Consider the following 18,400-nt stretch of genomic DNA (forward strand, 5'->3'; position numbering starts at 1 on the left):
CGGTGTTTTGCCCTGCCCGGCCGGCAAACGCAAGCCGGAGCATCCGGTTTACACCGGGAGGGGTCTGCTCAACCGCCCGCCGAAACCGCCGCATGAAGCCTGAAAAAAAGAAACGGCGCCCAAAGGCGCCGTTCCGTTCATGACTTCGGATCCCGCGGATCAGTGCGCGGTCAGGCCCGGCGCGTCGTCCGAGTCCGCGGCCGGCGGACGGGAGGTGTCTTCCTCCCACTCGATCGGCTGCGGCTGGCGGACCAGCGCCTTCTTGATCACCTCGTCCATGCGCGACACCGGAATGATCTCGAGGCCGCTCTTGATGGAGTCCGGGATCTCGGTGAGATCCTTGGCGTTCTCGTCCGGGATCAGCACCGTCTTGATGCCGCCCCGCGCCGCCGCCAGGAGCTTCTCCTTGAGGCCGCCGATCGGCAACACCCGGCCCCGCAGCGTGATCTCGCCGGTCATGGCGATGTCATGGCGGATCGGAATGCCGGTCAGCACCGACACGATGGTGGTGGCCATCGCGACGCCAGCCGACGGGCCATCCTTCGGCGTCGCGCCTTCCGGCACGTGCACGTGGATGTCGCGGCGGTCGAACAGCGGCGGCTCGATGCCGAAGGTGATCGCCCGCGAGCGGACGTACGACGCCGCTGCCTGGATCGACTCCTTCATGACATCACGCAGGTTGCCCGTGACCGTCATGCGGCCCTTGCCGGGCATCATGACGCTTTCGATGGTGAGCAGCTCGCCACCCACATCGGTCCAGGCAAGACCGGTGACCACACCGACCTGGTCGTCGCTCTCGATCTCGCCGAAGCGGAACTTCGGCACACCGAGGAACTCCTCGATGTTCTTCTCGGTCACGACCACCGACTTCTTGCTGGTGAGCGTCAGCTCCTTCACCGCCTTGCGGGCCAGCGTCGACAGCTCACGCTCGAGATTGCGCACGCCCGCTTCGCGGGTGTAGCGGCGGATCAGCAACAGCAGCGCCGCGTCGTCGATCGAAAACTCCTTGGAGTCCAGACCGTGCTTGGCGACTGCACTCGGGATCAGGTGCTTGCGCGAGATCTCGACCTTTTCGGTCTCGGTGTAGCCCGCGATGCGGATGATCTCCATGCGGTCCATCAGCGGCCCGGGAATATTCAACGTATTCGCGGTCGTGATGAACATCACGTTCGACAGATCGTAGTCGACCTCGAGGTAGTGGTCGTTGAAGGTCGAGTTCTGCTCGGGGTCGAGCACCTCGAGCAGCGCCGACGACGGATCACCGCGGAAATCGGCGCCCATCTTGTCGATCTCGTCCAGCAGGAACAGCGGGTTCGAGGTCTTGGCCTTGCGCATCGACTGGATGATCTTGCCGGGCATCGAACCGATATAGGTCCGGCGATGACCGCGGATCTCCGCCTCGTCACGCACGCCGCCGAGCGACACGCGCACGAACTCGCGGCCGGTCGCCTTGGCGATCGACTTGCCGAGCGAGGTCTTGCCGACGCCCGGAGGGCCGACGAGGCACAGGATCGGACCGGTCAGCTTGTTGGCGCGCGACTGCACGGCGAGATACTCGACGATGCGGTCCTTGACCTTCTCCAGGCCATAGTGATCGGCATCGAGCACTTCCTGCGCGGCATTGAGGTCCTTCTTGACCTTGGACTTCTTGCCCCACGGGATCGACAGCAGCCAGTCGAGATAGTTGCGCACGACCGTCGCTTCCGCGGACATCGGCGACATCTGGCGCAGCTTCTTGAGCTCGTGCTGGGCCTTGTCGCGCGCTTCCTTGGAGAGCTTGGTCTTCTTGATCTTGTCTTCCAGATCGGCCAGCTCGTCGCGACCTTCGTCGTCGCCGAGTTCCTTCTGGATCGCCTTCATCTGCTCGTTGAGATAGTACTCGCGCTGGGTCTTCTCCATCTGGCGCTTGACGCGCGAGCGGATCTTCTTCTCGACCTGCAGCACCGAGATCTCGCTCTCCATCAGCCCGAGCACCTTCTCCAGGCGCTGGGACACGGACAGCGTCTCGAGGATGTTCTGGCGATCGGAGATCTTCACCGCCAGGTGCGAGGCGACGGTGTCGGCGAGCTTGGCGAAGTCGGTGATCTGCTGCACGACTCCCACCACCTCGGCGGAAATCTTCTTGTTGAGCTTCACGTAGCTCTCGAAGTCTGACACCACCGAGCGCGCGAGCGCGACTGCCTCGACGCTCTTGGCGTCGGTGTCGGCAAGCGCTTCCGCGGTCGCTTCATAGTACTCGGAACGATCGGTGTACTTCGACACGCGCGCACGCTCGAGGCCCTCGACCAGCACCTTCACGGTACCGTCGGGCAACTTCAAGAGCTGCAGCACGCTCGCCAGCGTACCGATCTCGTAGATCGAGTCCGGGCTCGGATCATCGTCCGACGCGTTCTTCTGCGTCGCCAGCATGATCAGCGCATCGTTCTTCATCACCTCTTCGAGGGCACGGATCGACTTCTCGCGGCCGACGAACAGCGGCACGATCATGTGGGGGAAGACGACGATGTCACGAAGCGGCAGGACCGGGTACGAATTCGGTTCGCCGTATGCAATTGTTGGCCGAGACTTTGAGGCAGTCATGCCCGTCATCCTTATGTTTCGCCCCCCTGCACGCAGCCCGCCAAGCCGACGCAGCCACCACAGGGTGCCAGTGTTCCGGGCAGAACAAGCGCTCTCTTGAGCCATCGATCGCAGCGCGATCCCCTGCCTGTCCGGGTCGTCGATGCGGCGAATCTGACAACAATTTCACACCGCAACTGCCATTAGGTGGCTACGGGTGACCGGGGTGTCAAGTGAACGTCGCATTCGCCCAGCAGAGCAAAAAGCGGCCTCGGATGCGACAAAAAAGACGGCCCGAAGCAGCTTCGGGCCGTCTTTTTCAGAGCTGTTGGTGAAGACCTCCGGGCGCGCCGTGGAGCGACCGGAGGCTCGCCGGATCAGGCGCTCGCGCTCGTCTCCACCGCGCGATCGGAGCGATCGGCGTAGATGTACAGCGGGCGGGCCGTGGCTTCCACGACGTCGCGGGAGATCACCACCTCCTCGACGCCCTCGAGGCCCGGCAGCTCGAACATGGTCTCGAGCAGGATGCCCTCCATGATCGATCTCAACCCACGCGCGCCGGTCTTGCGTTCGATCGCCTTGCGCGCGATCGCACCCAGGGCCTCGTCGGCGAAGGTGAGCTCGATGTTCTCCATCTCGAACAGCCGCTGGTACTGTTTGACCAGCGCGTTCTTCGGCTCCTGCAGGATCTTCTTGAGCGAGGTCTCGTCGAGGTCTTCCAGGGTGGCAACCACCGGCAGACGGCCGACGAACTCCGGAATGAGACCGTACTTCAGCAGGTCCTCCGGCTCGACCTCGCGGAAGATCTCGCCGGTGCGGCGGTCTTCCGGCGCCATCACCTGGGCCGCGAAGCCGATCGAGGTCGAGCGACCGCGGGCCGAAATGATCTTCTCGAGGCCGGAGAACGCACCACCGCAGATGAACAGGATGTTGGTGGTGTCGACCTGCAGGAACTCCTGCTGCGGATGCTTGCGGCCGCCCTGCGGCGGCACGGAGGCGACCGTGCCTTCCATGATCTTCAGCAGCGCCTGCTGAACGCCCTCGCCCGACACGTCGCGGGTGATCGAAGGGTTATCCGACTTGCGCGAGATCTTGTCGATTTCGTCGATGTAGACGATGCCGCGCTGCGCACGCTCGACATTGTAATCGGCGGCCTGCAGCAGCTTGAGAATGATGTTCTCGACGTCCTCGCCGACATAGCCGGCTTCGGTCAGCGTCGTCGCATCGGCCATCGTGAACGGCACGTCGAGGATGCGCGCCAGCGTCTGCGCCAGCAGCGTCTTGCCCGAGCCAGTCGGACCGATCAGCAGAATGTTGGACTTCGCCAGCTCGACGTCCGTGTGCTTGGTCTGGTGGTTCAGCCGCTTGTAGTGGTTGTGCACCGCGACCGAGAGCACCTTCTTGGCATGCTGCTGGCCGATGACGTAGTCATCCAGAACCTTGCAGATTTCCTTCGGCGTCGGAATGCCGTCGCGCGACTTCACCAGCGAGGACTTGTTCTCCTCACGGATGATATCCATGCAGAGCTCGACGCACTCGTCGCAGATGAAGACGGTCGGACCGGCGATCAGCTTGCGGACTTCGTGCTGGCTCTTTCCGCAGAACGAGCAATACAGGGTGTTCTTTGAATCGCTCGTACCGACCTTGCTCATTCCTGTCTCCGTCTGTCGATCTTTTCTGGACCGCCCCGCCTGGCAACACTCAAGTCTACCTAGATAGGAGCAAAAACCGTACCAGAAAAGGCCCTTCAATCCAGATGTCGCACGAATCGCGAATAACAACCCCACAAGGGGATACTACCCGATATGCGCCATCGAGCCATGGTGCCAGCCGACTATCAAGAATTCGCTAATCGGATGGAAGCCCCAACGATCTGAAACTACCGTGATTTGGGACATTTGCACGGCAGTCTGGGCAAATTCCACCTGCCGTTGCGCAATTGTTACGGGCGTTTCGTCCGCGGAACCCACGCCCAAGCAATGAATCCCGCTCAGTGCACCGCGAGCGTTCCGGACCGCCGTTCCGCCCTGCCCGCCGCAACAGCCCGACCGGCCGGCGGCGACGCCACCGGACGGGCCACGCAGGCCGCGATCAGGTCGCGGGCTTCGCCGGCGCCGGCTCGTCGGTGCGCTTCTCGACCACCTTGTCGATCAGGCCGAACTCGCGGGACGCTTCGGCGGTGAGGAACTTGTCGCGCTCGAGCGCATCCTCGATGGCCTGATAGGGCTGGCCGGTGTGCTTGACGTAGATCTCGTTGAGCCGCTTCTTGAGGCTCAGGATCTCCTGCGCATGCAACATGATGTCGGTCGCCTGGCCCTGGAAGCCGCCCGACGGCTGGTGAACCATGATGCGCGCGTTCGGCAGCGCGAAGCGCATGTCCTTCTCGCCGGCGGTCAGCAGCAGCGAGCCCATCGACGCGGCCTGGCCGGTGCACAGCGTCGACACCGGCGGGCGGATGAACTGCATGGTGTCGTAGATCGCCAGACCCGACGTCACCACGCCGCCCGGCGAGTTGATGTACATCGAGATCTCCTTCTTCGGATTCTCGGCTTCGAGGAACAGCAGCTGCGCGACGATCAGCGAAGCCATGCCGTCCTCGACCGGTCCGGTGAGGAAAATGATGCGCTCTTTCAGGAGGCGCGAGAAGATATCGTACGCCCGTTCACCGCGGTTGGTCTGCTCGACCACCATCGGAACGAGGTTCATGTAGGTTTCTACCGGATCGCGCATGAATCACCTGGAGGTTGGCCGAGGCACCCGCGGCGTCGCCGGCCGAGATGGCCTTGCGTCGCGCGAACGCCCCGTGATGCAGGGGGTACAGATATGAGCCGGTTGTCCGGCGGCAAGATCGGCGCGGACGCGCGCCGGGAAACGGTTGCGCCGCGCCGGGCTCCGGCCAGGCCGGCCCCCGGGGGCAGGCCTACTTGAAGCCGATTCGGCGTCAAGCAGCAAAGCGGCGCGCGGGGTCCGCGCGCCGTTTCTCAGGTTAAGCTTAATGGGGCCCGACCGCATGATCGGGCCCGAAATCACGCCGCGCTCTTCTCGTCGTCGTCCTTGTAGAGCTCCTCGCGCGACACCTTCTTGTCGGTGACGTTGGCGAGCTCGAGGATGAAGTCGACGACCTTGTCCTCGTAGATCGGCGCGCGGAGCTGGGCGAGCGCGTTCGGGTTCTTGCGGTAGAAGTCCCACACTTCCTTCTCGCGGCCCGGCATCTGGCGGGCGCGATCGACCACCGCACGGCTGACCTCGTCGTCGGTCACGGTGATCTTGTTCTTGTCACCGATCTCGGAGAGCACGAGGCCGAGGCGCACGCGGCGGTCAGCGATCTTGCGATACTCTTCCTTGGCGGCGTCCTCGGTGGTGTTCTCGTCGGCAAAGGTCTTGCCGCCCGACTCCATCTCCGCCTTGATCGAGTTCCACATCAGGTTGAACTCTTCGTCGACCAGCGACGGCGGCGGATCGAATCGGTGAGCCTCGTCGAGACGATCGAGCAGGATGCGCTTGACGCGCTGGCGCGTCGCACCGGCGAACTCCTGGGTCAGGCGCTCGCGCATGATTTCCTTGAGCTTGTCGAGCGATTCGAGGCCGAGCGTCTTGGCGAACTCGTCGTCGATCACCGCGTCCTTGGCGGCCTCGATCTTGGTCGCGGTGGTCTCGAACTCGGCCGCCTTGCCGGCGAGATTCGCGGCGGCATAGTTGGTCGGGAACGACACCTTGAGCGTGCGGGTCTCGCCCTCGCCGATGCCCACGAGCTGCTCCTCGAAGCCCGGAATGAAGCTGCCCGAGCCGATCACCACCTGGATGTCCTCGGCGGTGCCGCCGTCGAACGCCGTTCCGTCGATGGTGCCCTTGAACGACACGGTGACGCGGTCCCCGTTCTCGACCTTGGCGCCGTCGCCCTTGGCCTCATACGGGCGGTTCTGGTCGGCGATGCGCTTGATCGCCTCGTCGACGTCGGCCTCGCTGACGTCGGCGACCGGCTTCTCGATGGTGAAGGTCTTGAAGTCGGCGAGCTGGATCGCGGGCACGACCTCGATCGCGACCGAATAGTTGAGATCGGATGCGCCGGCGAGGATCGCCTCGATTTCCTTCTCCTCGGTCGGCATCGTCACCTTCGGCTCGGTGGCCAGACGGAAGCCGCGCTCGCTGAAGATCTGCGCGTTGGTGTCGCGGATCATCTGCTCGAGCGTCTCGGCAGCGACCGAACGACCATAGACCTTCTTGAGATGCGCGACCGGCACCTTGCCCGGGCGGAAGCCGTTGATACGGACCTTGTCCTTCATGTCGGCAAGGCGGGCATCGACCTTGGCATCGATTTCGGCGGCCGGAAGGCTCACCTGGAATTCGTGCTTCAGGCCGTCGGCGACAGTCTCTTTCACCTGCATGAGCGTCAATCTTCTTCCTTACGCCGGTCGACGACCGGTTCGTTGCAATCAAATATCGATACGCGGCATCGGCCTGTATCGGCGTTCCTTCGGACGGATGTCCGGGATACCCAAGTCTCGTCCGCCAAACATCTCGACCGCAAAACGTGGCGCTGATGGTGCGGGCGGAGGGACTCGAACCCCCACAACTTTCGTCACTGGAACCTAAATCCAGCGCGTCTACCAATTCCGCCACGCCCGCGAGGCGCATCACGTCCGGCGGCGATGCCGCGAGCGGCGGGCTTATAACATGGGCGCATCCCTTCGCAGCAAAAAAATGGCCGTTTCGGCCGCTAACCGGGCCGGGACGCCGGCCAGGCCACGGCTGGCTGGACAGCCCCCTCGGAACATGGTCCGCATCGCAACATGATGACTTCCCGCTTCACCCCGTCCCGCCGCGCCGTCCTGGCCGGCTTTGCCGGCACCGCACTGACATCCCTCGGCGCGTCGCCTGCCCTGGCCCAGGCCCGCCCCCAGGGGCGCCAGCTAGCGCTCCGGCTGCAGACGACTGCGCAGCCGCTGCGCGACAATCAGCCGCCCTCCGCCGTCTGGGCGTTCGCCGACGGCAGCGCGCCGCTGACGCTGCCGCAGGGCGACGTCGAAATCACCCTGACCAACGACCTGCCGCTGCCAATCGTGCCGGATATCCACGGCCTCGCCGGGTCCGCCACCAGCGAGCCGCTGCTCGCTCGCCAGCCGATCGCGCCGGGTCAAAGCGCGAGGCTCGCCTTCACCGTGCGGCAGTCCGGAACGCTGCTGCTCGACACGCGCCTCCTAGGCGACGGCGCCGCTCGCGCGCTGCCGGTTCGCCCGCTGGTCGCGCCGGAGGCGGCGCGCCTCAGCGCCGACCGCGACGAGACGCTGCTCATCGAGGACTGGCGGTTCGGTCCCGACGGCACGGCCCTGGCGCCTGGCCGCGACCCCGCCGGCGCATCGCCCCTGTTCACAATCAACGGCAAGTCCGCGTTCGATCTCACCGTCCGTCGCCATGAGCGGGTCCGCCTTCGTCTGATCAATGGCTGCCAACGGGCTGTGATCGCATTCAAAATCGACGACCACGATCTCCAGGTGATGGCGATCGACAGCCACCCGGCCGAACCGTTCGCCGCCCGTAACGGCCAGGTCGTGCTGGCCCCCGGGTCGCGTGTCGACACCTTCGTCGACATGACCGCCGAGCCGTCTCGGCCGGCAGCGATCCGACTGCACGACGGCACCACGGCACGACAGGTCGGGCGGCTGCTCTATGGCGAGGCGACACCGCTTCGCCTCGCGCCGCTCGCCTCTCTCGAAACCTTTCCTTCCAATGGCTTACCGGACAAACTTGATCTTCAGAATGCACTGCGCGTCGACCTGCCGCTCGACATCAAGCCTGCCCCGGGCGGCTGGAGCCCGCCGATAACATTCACCGCCGGCCAGCCGCCGTCGTTCCGGGCGAAGCGTGGCCGGGTGGTGGTTCTGGCGCTGACCAACCGCGCGGCAACGCCGGTCATGTTCCGGCTGCACGGCGGCCCGTTCCGCCTGCTCGACCGGCTCGACGACGGCTGGAAGCCGTTCTGGCTCGACACCCTTCTTCTCGACGCCCGGCAGACCCACCGCATCGCCTTCCCCGCGACCGCCGGATCCTGGTTGCTGGAAAGCGCCGGCACCGACTGGGCGACGCCGCGGCTGGTGCAGTGGTACGCCGTCGAGTGACGGCTCAGACCACCCCGAGGGTGGCATAGAGCCGCCGCAGCACTGCCGGGAGCGCTTCCGGCAGATCCTCCGCGATCAGGCCCGGCCCGACCTCACGCCCGGCTTCGCCATGCAGCCACACCGCCATGCAAGCGGCGGCGAATGCGGGAACGCGCTGCGCCAGCAGCCCGGCGATGAAACCGGCAAGCACATCCCCCGAGCCCGCGGTCGCAAGCCAGGGCGGCGCATTGGCCGCGATCGCTGCGCGCCCGTCCGGCGCCGCCACCACCGTGTCCGGTCCCTTGATCAGCACGACGGCCCCTGCACGCGCGGCCGCCGCACGCGCCAGATCGAGCTTCGATCGAACTTTCGCAGATCCATCCAACGATCTGAACAATCTCGAAAATTCGCCATCGTGCGGCGTCAGGACAACCTGAGGATCATCCAGCGCATGAACCGCTTCGAACAGCACCTCAGGCCCGGGCGCGAAGCTCGTCAGAGCATCCGCATCCAGCACGACACCCCGCCCCGGCCCGATCGCCGCCAGCGCCAGGGCGCGGGTCGGCGCGCCGACCCCGGCGCCCGGCCCGACCACACAGGCGTTGAGCCGCGGGTCGGCCAGCATGCGCGCGAGGTCGGCGGCGGTATCGGCCGGGCGAACCATGATCGTGGTCAGGGCCGCGGCATGGATCGCAAGCGCCTCGCCCGGCGACGCCACGGTCACCAGACCTGCGCCTGCCCGCAACGCCCCGCGGGCGGCGAGGCGCGCGGCCCCGGTCGAGGCGATCCCGCCGGACACCACCACCGCATGGCCACGACCGTACTTGTGGCCATCGACCCGCGGCACCGGCACCTGGCTCCGCCACAGATCGGGATCGTTGTCGAACGCCGCCGGCCGAATGTCGCCGAGCACCGTCGGCGCGATTCCGATGTCGAGGAGATGCACAGGACCGCAGTGCAGCCGGCCGGGCAGCAGCAGATGGCCCGGCTTGCGGCGGAAGAACGTCACGGTGGCGGTCGCCCGCACCGCGCCTCCCATCACCGCGCCCGTCTCGCCATCGATGCCGCTGGGCAGATCGACCGCGAGGATCGGCGCGCCGCTGGCATTCATGGCGGCGATCATCGCGAGCGGGTCGCCCTTCACCGGCCGGTCGAGTCCCGCGGCGAACAGCACGTCGATGATCAGCGCCGGCCGGCCGATCCCGCCCGGATCAGCGGCGTCATAGGACAGCACCGGCCCGGACCAGGCCGCTGCGGCCCGCGCCGCGTCGCCCTTCAGAGTATCGCGGCGACACAGCAGGATCACCGACACCTCGCGCCCGCGCGCCGCAAGCTCGGCGGCCGCGACGAAGCCGTCGCCGCCATTGTTACCGCGCCCGGCGACGACCACGATCGGCCCGGCCGGCGCCATCTGCCCCGCAATGCCGGCCACCGCCCGTCCCGCGGCCAGCATCAGCGCAAAGCCCTCGGTCCCGGCGGCGATGGTCAGTGCATCGGCGCGCGCCATCTCGCCCGGCGTCAGCAATTCCATGACTTCATTCCTCCCGAAACCGCCTCATCCTCAGGCAATCCGCTGAAACTTGATCCAGTCGCGACACCAAATCCGCCCCATCTGAACAAACATTGCGCATTCGGACTATTTTTTGTGCATGGCAACCATCCTCCGCCACAACCGGGAGCCGCCGGCTTCGGTTAATGCACTGATACTATTCCCGTTTTCCACGACAATCCAAGTTGGCACAGACCCTGCTTACAGATGGGCTCCATTGGCGCGTCGTCGTGCACGCGCGCCTGAGACGACAAGGCAGCATGGGCGAGAGCCTGCTCTGCAGCTTCGGAGTGCCGGGGAGACGTTCAGTGAAGAAAATCGAGGCGATCATCAAACCCTTCAAGCTCGACGAGGTGAAAGAGGCTCTTCAGGAAGTCGGGCTTCAGGGCATCACGGTGACCGAAGCGAAGGGCTTCGGGCGGCAGAAGGGTCATGCCGAGCTCTACCGTGGCGCGGAGTACATCGTCGATTTCCTGCCCAAGGTGAAAATTGAAATTGTCATCTCCGACGAGTTGGTCGAGAAGGCAATTGATGCTATCCGCCGTGCCGCACAGACTGGCCGGATCGGCGACGGCAAGATTTTCGTTTCCAACATCGAAGAAGCCATTCGCATCAGAACTGGAGAATCCGGCCTGGACGCCATCTAACCCGACAGAATTTCAATTTCCCTCCCACACGGCCGCCCGCTGCGGCCGCCTCATCACGACCAAGGCCCGTACAGACAAGGGGTACTCATGAAGACCGCCAAAGACGTCCTGAAGTTGATCAAGGACAACGACGTCAAGTACGTCGATTTCCGTTTCACCGATCCGCGCGGCAAGTGGCAGCACGTCACGTTCGACGTCAGCATGATCGAGGAAGAGACCTTCGCTGAAGGCATCATGTTCGACGGCTCCTCGATCGCGGGCTGGAAGGCGATCAACGAGTCCGACATGTGCCTGATGCCGGATCCGGTCACCGCGTCGATCGACCCCTTCTTCGCCGAGACCACCCTGGTCCTGACCTGTGACGTGCTCGAGCCGACCACCGGCGAGCCCTACAACCGCGACCCGCGCGGCATCGCCAAGAAGGCGGAAGCCCAGGTCAAGGCGCTCGGCATCGGCGACACCGTGTTCGTCGGCCCGGAAGCCGAGTTCTTCGTGTTCGACGACGTGCGCTATTCGGCGAACCCGTACAACACCGGCTTCAAGCTCGATCAGGTCGAACTGCCGACCAACTCGGACACCGAGTACGAGGGCGGTAACCTCGGCCACCGCATCCGCACCAAGGCCGGCTACTTCCCTGTGCCGCCGCAGGACAGCGTGCAGGACATGCGCTCGGAAATGCTCGGCGCGATGGCCAAGATGGGCGTCAAGGTCGAGAAGCACCACCACGAGGTGGCGTCGGCCCAGCACGAACTCGGCATGAAGTTCGATACCCTGACGCTGATGGCCGACCAGATGCAGATCTACAAGTACTGCATCCACCAGGTCGCGCACATCTACGGCAAGACCGCCACCTTCATGCCGAAGCCGGTGTACGGCGACAACGGCTCGGGCATGCACGTGCACCAGTCGATCTGGAAGGAAGGCAAGCCGATGTTCGCCGGCAACAAGTATGCCGACCTCTCGGAGAGCTGCCTGCACTACATCGGCGGTATCATCAAGCACGCCAAGGCGCTGAACGCCTTCACCAACCCGTCGACCAACTCCTACAAGCGCCTGGTTCCGGGCTATGAGGCTCCGGTGCTGCTCGCCTATTCGGCGCGCAACCGCTCGGCGTCGTGCCGCATCCCGTACACCACCTCGCCGAAGGCCAAGCGCGTCGAGGTCCGCTTCCCGGATCCGATGGCGAACCCCTACCTCGCCTTCGCCGCGATGCTGATGGCCGGCCTCGACGGCATCAAGAACAAGATCGATCCGGGCGCTGCCATGGACAAGGATCTGTACGACCTGCCGAAGGAGGAGCTCAAGGAGATCCCGACGGTTTGCGGCAGCCTGCGCGAAGCGCTGGAGAGCCTCGACAAGGATCGCGCCTTCCTCAAGGCCGGCGGCGTGTTCGATGACGATTTCATCGACAGCTACATCGAACTCAAGATGACGGAAGTCGCTCGCTTCGAGATGACCCCGCATCCGGTCGAGTTCGAGATGTACTACTCCTACTGAGCGTCATCGGGGCTCTGCCCTCGACGTGCGAAAGGCGCCCTCACGGGCGCCTTTCTTTTTTGTTTTTTTGATCCGCCGGTCGGGTTCGGCCAAGCCGGTTCCCTCTCCGCCGCTTGATCCGCGCCGCGCGTTCGGCGAAGAATGACCTCCCTTTTCCTGAGGTGACAGATGAGCCCCGTTTCCGCCGATCCCGTGCCGCCGCAGCCCACCCTGGCGCGGTCGATCGCCCTCGGCGGCTGCGCGATCGTCGCCTTTGCCGCGTTCCTCGCCCTGGTGTGGTACGCGGCGGCCACGCTGTTCCTGATTTTCGCCGGTATCCTGTTCGGCGTGTTCCTGAACGCGCTCAGCCACCTGCTCGGCCGCCTGATCGGCGGCCCCTACCTCGTCCGCCTCGCGCTCGTCTGTCTGCTGCTGACCGGCATCATCTCCGGCGTCGTCGTGCTCGGCGGCGCAACCATCGCCCAGCAGGCGAGCGCCCTCACCGCCACCATTCGCTCCCAGGTGGGCACGGTGAAGTCGTTCCTCGACCAGCACGGCATCGACACCAGCTTCCTCGATACAGCGACGGCGCTCGGACCGGCGACATCGACGACGCCCCCACCGACCTCTGACAACGCCCCCCGCAGCAAGCCGGAGCTGCCGAGTGCCGGCACCATCGCCTCGGGCACCACCGCCGTGCTCGGCCAGACCGCCAAGCTGCTGCTCGGCGTATTCGGCACGGTCGGCAACATTTTCGTCGTGGTGCTGCTCGGCGTGATGCTGGCGCTGCAGCCCGAGGTCTACCGCAACGGCCTGCTCAACTTCGTGCCCAGGCGGCACAAGGCCTACGCGGCGCGGCTGGTGGACGATATCGCCGAAACACTCCGCCGCTGGCTGCTCGGCCAGATCACCACCATGAGCGTCATCTTCGTGATCGCCTGGACCGGCTTGACCATCATCGGCATTCCCGGCGCGCTGGTGCTCGGCTTCCAGGCCGGCCTGCTCACCTTCATCCCGACGGTGGGCTCGTTCATCGCCGGCATCATTATCGTGCTGGCGAGCCTCGGCTCGGGCTGGACCGCGGTGATCAGCGCGTTCGGCCTCTATGCCGGGCTGCAGTTTCTCGAGGGCAACATCCTGACGCCGCTGATCCAGCGCCACGCCATCAACATTCCGCCAGCGACGCTGTTCGCCTCGCAGATCTTCCTTGGCGTGCTATTCGGATTGTGGGGGCTGGCGCTGGCGCTGCCGCTGATTGCGGTGACCAAAGTGGCGCTCAAGCACGTCTACGGCGAGGCCGAAAGCGCAGCCATGACGGACGCTGACGCCAAGGCGGCGGCCTGAACCGCCGCCGGCCACATCGCATGGATCAGGCGGTCGTGACCACCGTCTCGGTGTGCTCCACCTCGGGCGGCGCCGCAAAGAACGGACCGACCAGCGCGCGCCACTCGGCAAAGTTCTCCGAGCCGCGGAAGTCGACGGTGTGCGCTTCAAGCGTCTCCCACTTCACCACCAGACGATAGCGCTGCGGCTTCTCGATCGAGCGATGCAGCTCGAAGCCATGAAAGCCCCGGGAGCGGCCGAAGGCGGCTTTGGCCTTGACCACGGCGGCCTCGAAATCGGCCTCGCTGCCGGGCTTGACCTCGATCTGTGCGATTTCGGTGATCATTGTTGCGTTCCCTCTCCACGCCGCGACGGCTTCGCCCGCCGCGCACCCGTCAATAGCGGCTGGCGCAGGCGGCGACAAACGGATTCGGGAACAATGGCAGGGATGGGCGACCGCGCGACCGCGCGACCGCGGTCAGATCATCAGCAGCGCGGCACCGGCGACCATCAGTGCAACACCGACGAACATCACGGCCGGCCAGCGGCTCGGCGGCGGCGCATGGCGCCCGTAGCGCCCCTGGGCGCGGCGCTCGTCGATCAGCGCGCGCTCATACTCGTCGGACGTGGAGAACAGACACGCAAAGCCGGCGCGCGCGGACGCGATGCTGGCTTCGAGCGACGAGAGAGCGGACTGACGCTGCGGATCGATGTTCATCAACATGCAGCGATGCTAGGAGCGACATGGTAAACGCCCCGTTAGCTTTTCGCAAAAAACACCACCTACTGCGCGACGCCGACCACGCTGCCGGTCTGGCGCACGACACTCGCCTTGCGGACGCTGGCCTGTTCCACCTGGCGACGGCGGCTTTCGTCGAGCGACAGGGGCTCCTCTGCGGCCACCTCGACGCGGTTGCGACCGCCGCGCTTGGCGCGATAGAGCGCGGTGTCGGCACTCGCCAGCAGCACGTCGAGCTCGGTGTCGGCCGGCCCGCCGGCGACGCCGATGCTGACCGTGGTGTCGATCGGCGCATCGTCGACCTCGATGCCGCAGCCGGCGAACGCCAGTCGCACGCGTTCGGCGGCAAGCACAGTTTCGTCGATCGCGCACGGCAGCATCGCCGCGAACTCCTCGCCGCCGATGCGGCCGATCAGGTCGGTGATCCGCAGATTGGCCGTGATCACCGCGGCGAACAGCTTGAGCACCTCGTCGCCCGCCGGATGGCCAAACCGGTCGTTGATCGATTTGAAGTGGTCGATATCGAAAATCATCACCGTGACGGGTCGACCGGCCTTGGCCTCGCGCTCGATCATGCGCGCGGTAGCTTCGCTGAAGCCGCGGCGGTTGAGCAGCCCGGTGAGCGGATCGATCGAGGCGGCGGCCTTGTGCGCCCGCACCGTGCGGTCACTCACCATCATGAAGATGATGAAGACCGTGCCGACGGCATAGAGCACCAGCTCGATGGCGAAGATCATCACCCAGACGCTGTTGGGCTGGAACGCGTCGTCATGGGAGGACAGCAGGCCGCCGAGCGCGATTGGCAGCATCAGCACGGCGCCGTGCAGCACGGGAATCACCAGCGCCGGCCAGCGCGAACGCATCGTGCTGCGGCGCTCGGACCAGAGTTCGCTCGCGGTCAGCGCCGCGTAGGCGGCGACGATCGCCGCACTCACCACAGTGTCGAGGAATGGCGCCTCGCCGGCGAAGAACACGGTCGCGGCCCAGATCGCCGCACCCGCCGCCAGGCCGACGACGCTGGGGCGGCGGCCGTGAAAGACCCGCGCCGCCGTCCACACCATGCCGCAGGCGAGGAAGCCGATGATGTTGACCGCCAGCAGCACCGGGCCGCCAAGCCGCGCACCAATCAGCACCCAGGCTCCGATCGACACTGCACCGAGGAGATAGGCCGTGCCCCACCAGCCCAGTGCCGGAATTCGCTCCTGGCGCCAGAAGAACAGAAGCAATGCCCCAAGCATTGCCGCGACGAGAGCCGCAACGAGATAGAGCGTCGAAATATCCAGCGACATACCTGCCCACCAGCCAGAATCGAAAGGCCTTCCAAAGCGGATGGAGCTGCATAGGCCCCCTCTTCTGAGGCCAGTATTACCGTCGTGGTGTTCGGAAATGGTTGTTCCGCGTCTTGCAGTTTTCGCAAAAACAGCGCGGTTTCTTGCAATCTTTTTGAAACCAACACATCGGGCGGCGCGATAAAACCCGCAGCCACCAACGAAAAAGGGCAGCCCGAGGGCTGCCCTTTGCGTTCGCTGCGCCCGACGGCGCGGAAGCGAAATATCAGCGCTTCGAGAACTGGAAGCTGCGGCGGGCCTTGGCGCGGCCGTACTTCTTGCGCTCGACGACGCGGGAGTCGCGGGTGAGGAAGCCGCCCTTCTTGAGGACGCCGCGGAGCTCCGGCTCCATGTTGGTCAGGGCCTTGGACAGGCCGTGGCGCACGGCGCCCGCCTGGCCCGACAGGCCGCCGCCGGACACGGTGCAGATCACATCGTACTGGCCCGAGCGGGCCGCGATGCTGAGCGGCTGCTCGATCATCATGCGCAGCACCGGGCGAGCGAAGTAGACTTCGAACTCGCGGGTGTTGACGACGATCTTGCCGGAGCCCGGCTTGATCCAGACACGGGCGACCGCGTCCTTGCGCTTGCCGGTGGCATAGGCGCGACCGAACTTGTCGACCTTCTTGACGTACTTCGGAGCCTCGGCGGTCGTCGTCACCTTCAGTGACGACAGCTGGTCGAGCGATTGAATGGACTCGGCCATGATTACGCGACCCTCGTGTTCTTGCGATTCAGTGATGCGATGTCGATGACTTCCGGCTGCTGCGCCTCGTGCGGATGCTCCGCGCCGGCGTAGACACGCAGGTTGCCGAGCTGCTTGCGGCCCAGCGGACCACGCGGCAGCATGCGTTCGACGGCCTTCTCGAGAACGCGCTCCGGAAAGCGGCCCTCGAGGATCGAGCGCGCAGTGCGCTCCTTGATGCCGCCGATGAAGCCGGTGTGATGGTAATACACCTTCTTCTCGCGCTTGCGGCCGGTCAGCACCACCTTGGCCGCGTTGATGATGATGACGTTGTCACCGTCATCGACATGGGGGGTGTAGGTGGGCCGATGCTTGCCGCGCAGGCGCATCGAGACGAGGGTCGCGAGGCGGCCGACCACCAGACCCTTGGCGTCGATCAGCACCCACTTCTTCTCGACCTCGGCCGGCTTCGCCGAAAACGTTGTCATGTGAGATGTCCAATTGAAAATAAGGTTGCGGCGGCGTGCGCCGCGCTGGCCGGTTTCTAGAGAAAGAGGCGGCGAGCGTCAACGTCCTGATGTCAAAAATACATTCACAAAATCAGGGATTTAAAAATATGGTGCAATATTACCTCCGAGAAATGGCAGCGGTCGGAATGGAATATGTCGACGTCACGTGGGCGATCGGGTCCGGCGAGGTGCCGGACAGCAGGTTCACCTCACCGACCGCGAGGCGCTTGCCAAGCTTGAGCAGGCGCGCTGCGGCCATGACGTCCTGGCCAGGCTGGCCCTTGCGCAGGAAATTGATGTTGAGATTGGTGGTCACGGCGAGGCCGACCGGGCCGATGGCCGACAGCAGCACCACGTACATGGCGAAATCGGCGAGCGCCATCAGCGTCGGCCCGGATACGGTGCCGCCGGGCCGCAGCATGCGCTCGCTGTAGGTCTGGCGCAGCAGGCAGGTCTGGCCGTCGGCGCTTTCGATGACGATATCGCCGCCGCTGAATGCCTGGGGAAACTCGCGCTGCAGAAACGCCTCGAGTTCGGCGACGGTCATTTTCGCTGCGGCCATAATTTTTCAACCCTGCCCTTCTCGCCAGGCTTTCGCCTCGCCTTGATCCCCGGTCTACATTAGGGTGCCGGCGATGAATAGCCTTGTGACACGCCGATGACCGCTTCGCGAGCAGCCATGCAAGTCCCACAATCCGACATTCTGACGCGCGAAACGATCGATTCCGTCGCCATTCTGACCCTGAATCGCCCGTCGGCGCGCAACTGCCTGTCGGAAGGCCTCATCTCCGCGCTGCATCGGGCGCTCGACGACATCCGGGATGACCACGCCGTGCGCGCCGTGGTGATCGCCGCCAACGGCCCAGTGTTCTCGTCGGGGCACGACCTCAAGGAACTGACCGCGCGGCGCGGCGATCCCGATCGCGGCCGTGCCTACTTCGCGACCATCATGAACGCCTGCAGCGCGATGATGCAGGCGGTGGTGCGGCTGCCGAAGCCCGTGGTGGCGTCGGTGCAGGGCCTTGCGACCGCGGCCGGCTGCCAGCTGGTGGCGAGCTGTGACCTCGCCGTCGCCTCCGAGCGCGCAAGCTTCGCCACCCCCGGCGTCGACATCGGCCTGTTCTGCTCGACCCCGATGGTCGCGCTGTCGCGCAACGTGCCGCGCAAGCACGCCATGCACATGCTGCTGACCGGTGAACCGGTGCCGGCGACCCGCGCGCAGGCGCTCGGCCTCGTCAACGAGGTGGTTGCGGCCGGCACCGAGCGCGACGCGGCGATCGCGCTGGCCAGGCGCGTTGCGGCGAAATCAGCGCACACCGTCAAGATCGGGAAGGAAGCGTTCTACCGGCAGATCGAGATGCCGCTCGCGGATGCCTACCGCTATGCCGCAGAGGTGATGACCGAAAACATGATGGCGCGCGACGCCGAGGAAGGCATCAACGCCTTCATCGACAAGCGCGCGCCGACCTGGGAGGACCGGTAGACCACCG

At 65.3% G+C, this 18,400-nt stretch carries 16 protein-coding genes and 1 tRNA gene; 5 read left to right on the forward strand and 12 right to left on the reverse strand.

All coding sequences use genetic code 11. The annotated features are described in order from the left end of the window. Positions 1–159: 159 nt before the first annotated feature. From lon to JQ639_RS19240, 5 genes are all read right to left on the reverse strand, one after another. A complete protein-coding gene (gene lon, locus JQ639_RS19220; RefSeq protein WP_211970576.1) occupies positions 160–2,580 on the reverse strand; it encodes an endopeptidase La in 2,421 nt (806 codons plus the stop codon). Between the two features lie 356 nt (positions 2,581–2,936). Beyond that, complete coding sequence (gene clpX / locus JQ639_RS19225) at positions 2,937–4,211, reverse strand: ATP-dependent Clp protease ATP-binding subunit ClpX (protein WP_211970577.1); 1,275 nt, start codon at positions 4,209–4,211, stop codon at positions 2,937–2,939. A gap of 439 nt (positions 4,212–4,650) precedes the next feature. Next, the gene (locus tag JQ639_RS19230) at positions 4,651–5,289 is read right to left on the reverse strand and encodes an ATP-dependent Clp protease proteolytic subunit (protein ID WP_211970578.1); all 639 of its coding nucleotides are present in this window, start codon (positions 5,287–5,289) and stop codon (positions 4,651–4,653) included. A gap of 296 nt (positions 5,290–5,585) precedes the next feature. Continuing rightward, positions 5,586–6,944, reverse strand: a complete 1,359-nt coding sequence (gene tig, locus JQ639_RS19235; RefSeq protein WP_211970579.1) for a trigger factor — start codon at positions 6,942–6,944, stop codon at positions 5,586–5,588. Positions 6,945–7,100: 156 nt separating this feature from the next. Next, positions 7,101–7,185 (reverse strand) — tRNA-Leu (locus tag JQ639_RS19240). Between the two features lie 167 nt (positions 7,186–7,352). Between JQ639_RS19240 and JQ639_RS19245 the strand changes: the two genes are divergently transcribed. Next, positions 7,353–8,675, forward strand: a complete 1,323-nt coding sequence (locus tag JQ639_RS19245) for a multicopper oxidase family protein (RefSeq protein ID WP_249123700.1) — start codon at positions 7,353–7,355, stop codon at positions 8,673–8,675. A gap of 4 nt (positions 8,676–8,679) precedes the next feature. On the opposite strand, the gene JQ639_RS19250 is transcribed toward JQ639_RS19245, so the two are convergent. After that, the gene (locus JQ639_RS19250; protein WP_211970581.1) at positions 8,680–10,185 is read right to left on the reverse strand and encodes an NAD(P)H-hydrate dehydratase; all 1,506 of its coding nucleotides are present in this window, start codon (positions 10,183–10,185) and stop codon (positions 8,680–8,682) included. Between the two features lie 326 nt (positions 10,186–10,511). Here JQ639_RS19250 and JQ639_RS19255 point away from each other — a divergent pair, with 326 nt between their 5' ends. The 3 genes from JQ639_RS19255 to JQ639_RS19265 all read left to right on the forward strand — a co-directional run bounded on the left by JQ639_RS19255 (position 10,512) and on the right by JQ639_RS19265 (position 13,670). Beyond that, positions 10,512–10,850, forward strand: a complete 339-nt coding sequence (locus tag JQ639_RS19255; RefSeq protein ID WP_027537227.1) for a P-II family nitrogen regulator — start codon at positions 10,512–10,514, stop codon at positions 10,848–10,850. 87 nt (positions 10,851–10,937) lie between these two features. Next, positions 10,938–12,347: a type I glutamate--ammonia ligase gene (gene glnA, locus JQ639_RS19260; protein ID WP_211970582.1), complete on the forward strand. Its 1,410-nt coding sequence runs from the start codon at positions 10,938–10,940 to the stop codon at positions 12,345–12,347. A gap of 168 nt (positions 12,348–12,515) precedes the next feature. Further along, complete coding sequence (locus tag JQ639_RS19265; RefSeq protein ID WP_211970583.1) at positions 12,516–13,670, forward strand: AI-2E family transporter; 1,155 nt, start codon at positions 12,516–12,518, stop codon at positions 13,668–13,670. Positions 13,671–13,695: 25 nt separating this feature from the next. Here the strand turns inward: JQ639_RS19265 and JQ639_RS19270 are convergent, their stop codons facing one another. From JQ639_RS19270 to JQ639_RS19295, 6 genes are all read right to left on the reverse strand, one after another. Beyond that, positions 13,696–13,995 carry an antibiotic biosynthesis monooxygenase family protein gene (locus JQ639_RS19270; protein WP_211970584.1) on the reverse strand — a complete coding sequence of 100 codons (300 nt, stop codon included), beginning with the start codon at positions 13,993–13,995 and terminating at the stop codon, positions 13,696–13,698. Between the two features lie 132 nt (positions 13,996–14,127). Next, on the reverse strand, positions 14,128–14,373 hold the full coding sequence (locus tag JQ639_RS19275) for a hypothetical protein (RefSeq protein ID WP_211970585.1): 246 nt from the start codon (positions 14,371–14,373) through the stop codon (positions 14,128–14,130). A 59-nt stretch (positions 14,374–14,432) separates the two neighbouring features. After that, entirely contained in the window at positions 14,433–15,677 is a 1,245-nt protein-coding gene (locus JQ639_RS19280; protein WP_211970586.1) for a GGDEF domain-containing protein, read from the reverse strand. Positions 15,678–15,942: 265 nt separating this feature from the next. Beyond that, a complete protein-coding gene (rpsI, locus tag JQ639_RS19285; protein WP_211970587.1) occupies positions 15,943–16,422 on the reverse strand; it encodes a 30S ribosomal protein S9 in 480 nt (159 codons plus the stop codon). A gap of 2 nt (positions 16,423–16,424) precedes the next feature. Next, positions 16,425–16,889 carry a 50S ribosomal protein L13 gene (rplM, locus tag JQ639_RS19290; protein WP_211970588.1) on the reverse strand — a complete coding sequence of 155 codons (465 nt, stop codon included), beginning with the start codon at positions 16,887–16,889 and terminating at the stop codon, positions 16,425–16,427. 139 nt (positions 16,890–17,028) lie between these two features. Beyond that, positions 17,029–17,472 (reverse strand): PaaI family thioesterase, encoded by a 444-nt coding sequence (locus JQ639_RS19295; protein WP_211970589.1) that lies wholly within the window; start codon positions 17,470–17,472, stop codon positions 17,029–17,031. Positions 17,473–17,589: 117 nt separating this feature from the next. Here JQ639_RS19295 and JQ639_RS19300 point away from each other — a divergent pair, with 117 nt between their 5' ends. After that, positions 17,590–18,393 (forward strand): enoyl-CoA hydratase, encoded by an 804-nt coding sequence (locus tag JQ639_RS19300; protein WP_371745187.1) that lies wholly within the window; start codon positions 17,590–17,592, stop codon positions 18,391–18,393. Positions 18,394–18,400: the final 7 nt, after the last annotated feature.

Origin of the sequence: Bradyrhizobium sp. U87765 SZCCT0048, assembly GCF_018131225.1 — a bacterium.
Lineage (GTDB): Bacteria > Pseudomonadota > Alphaproteobacteria > Rhizobiales > Xanthobacteraceae > Bradyrhizobium_A.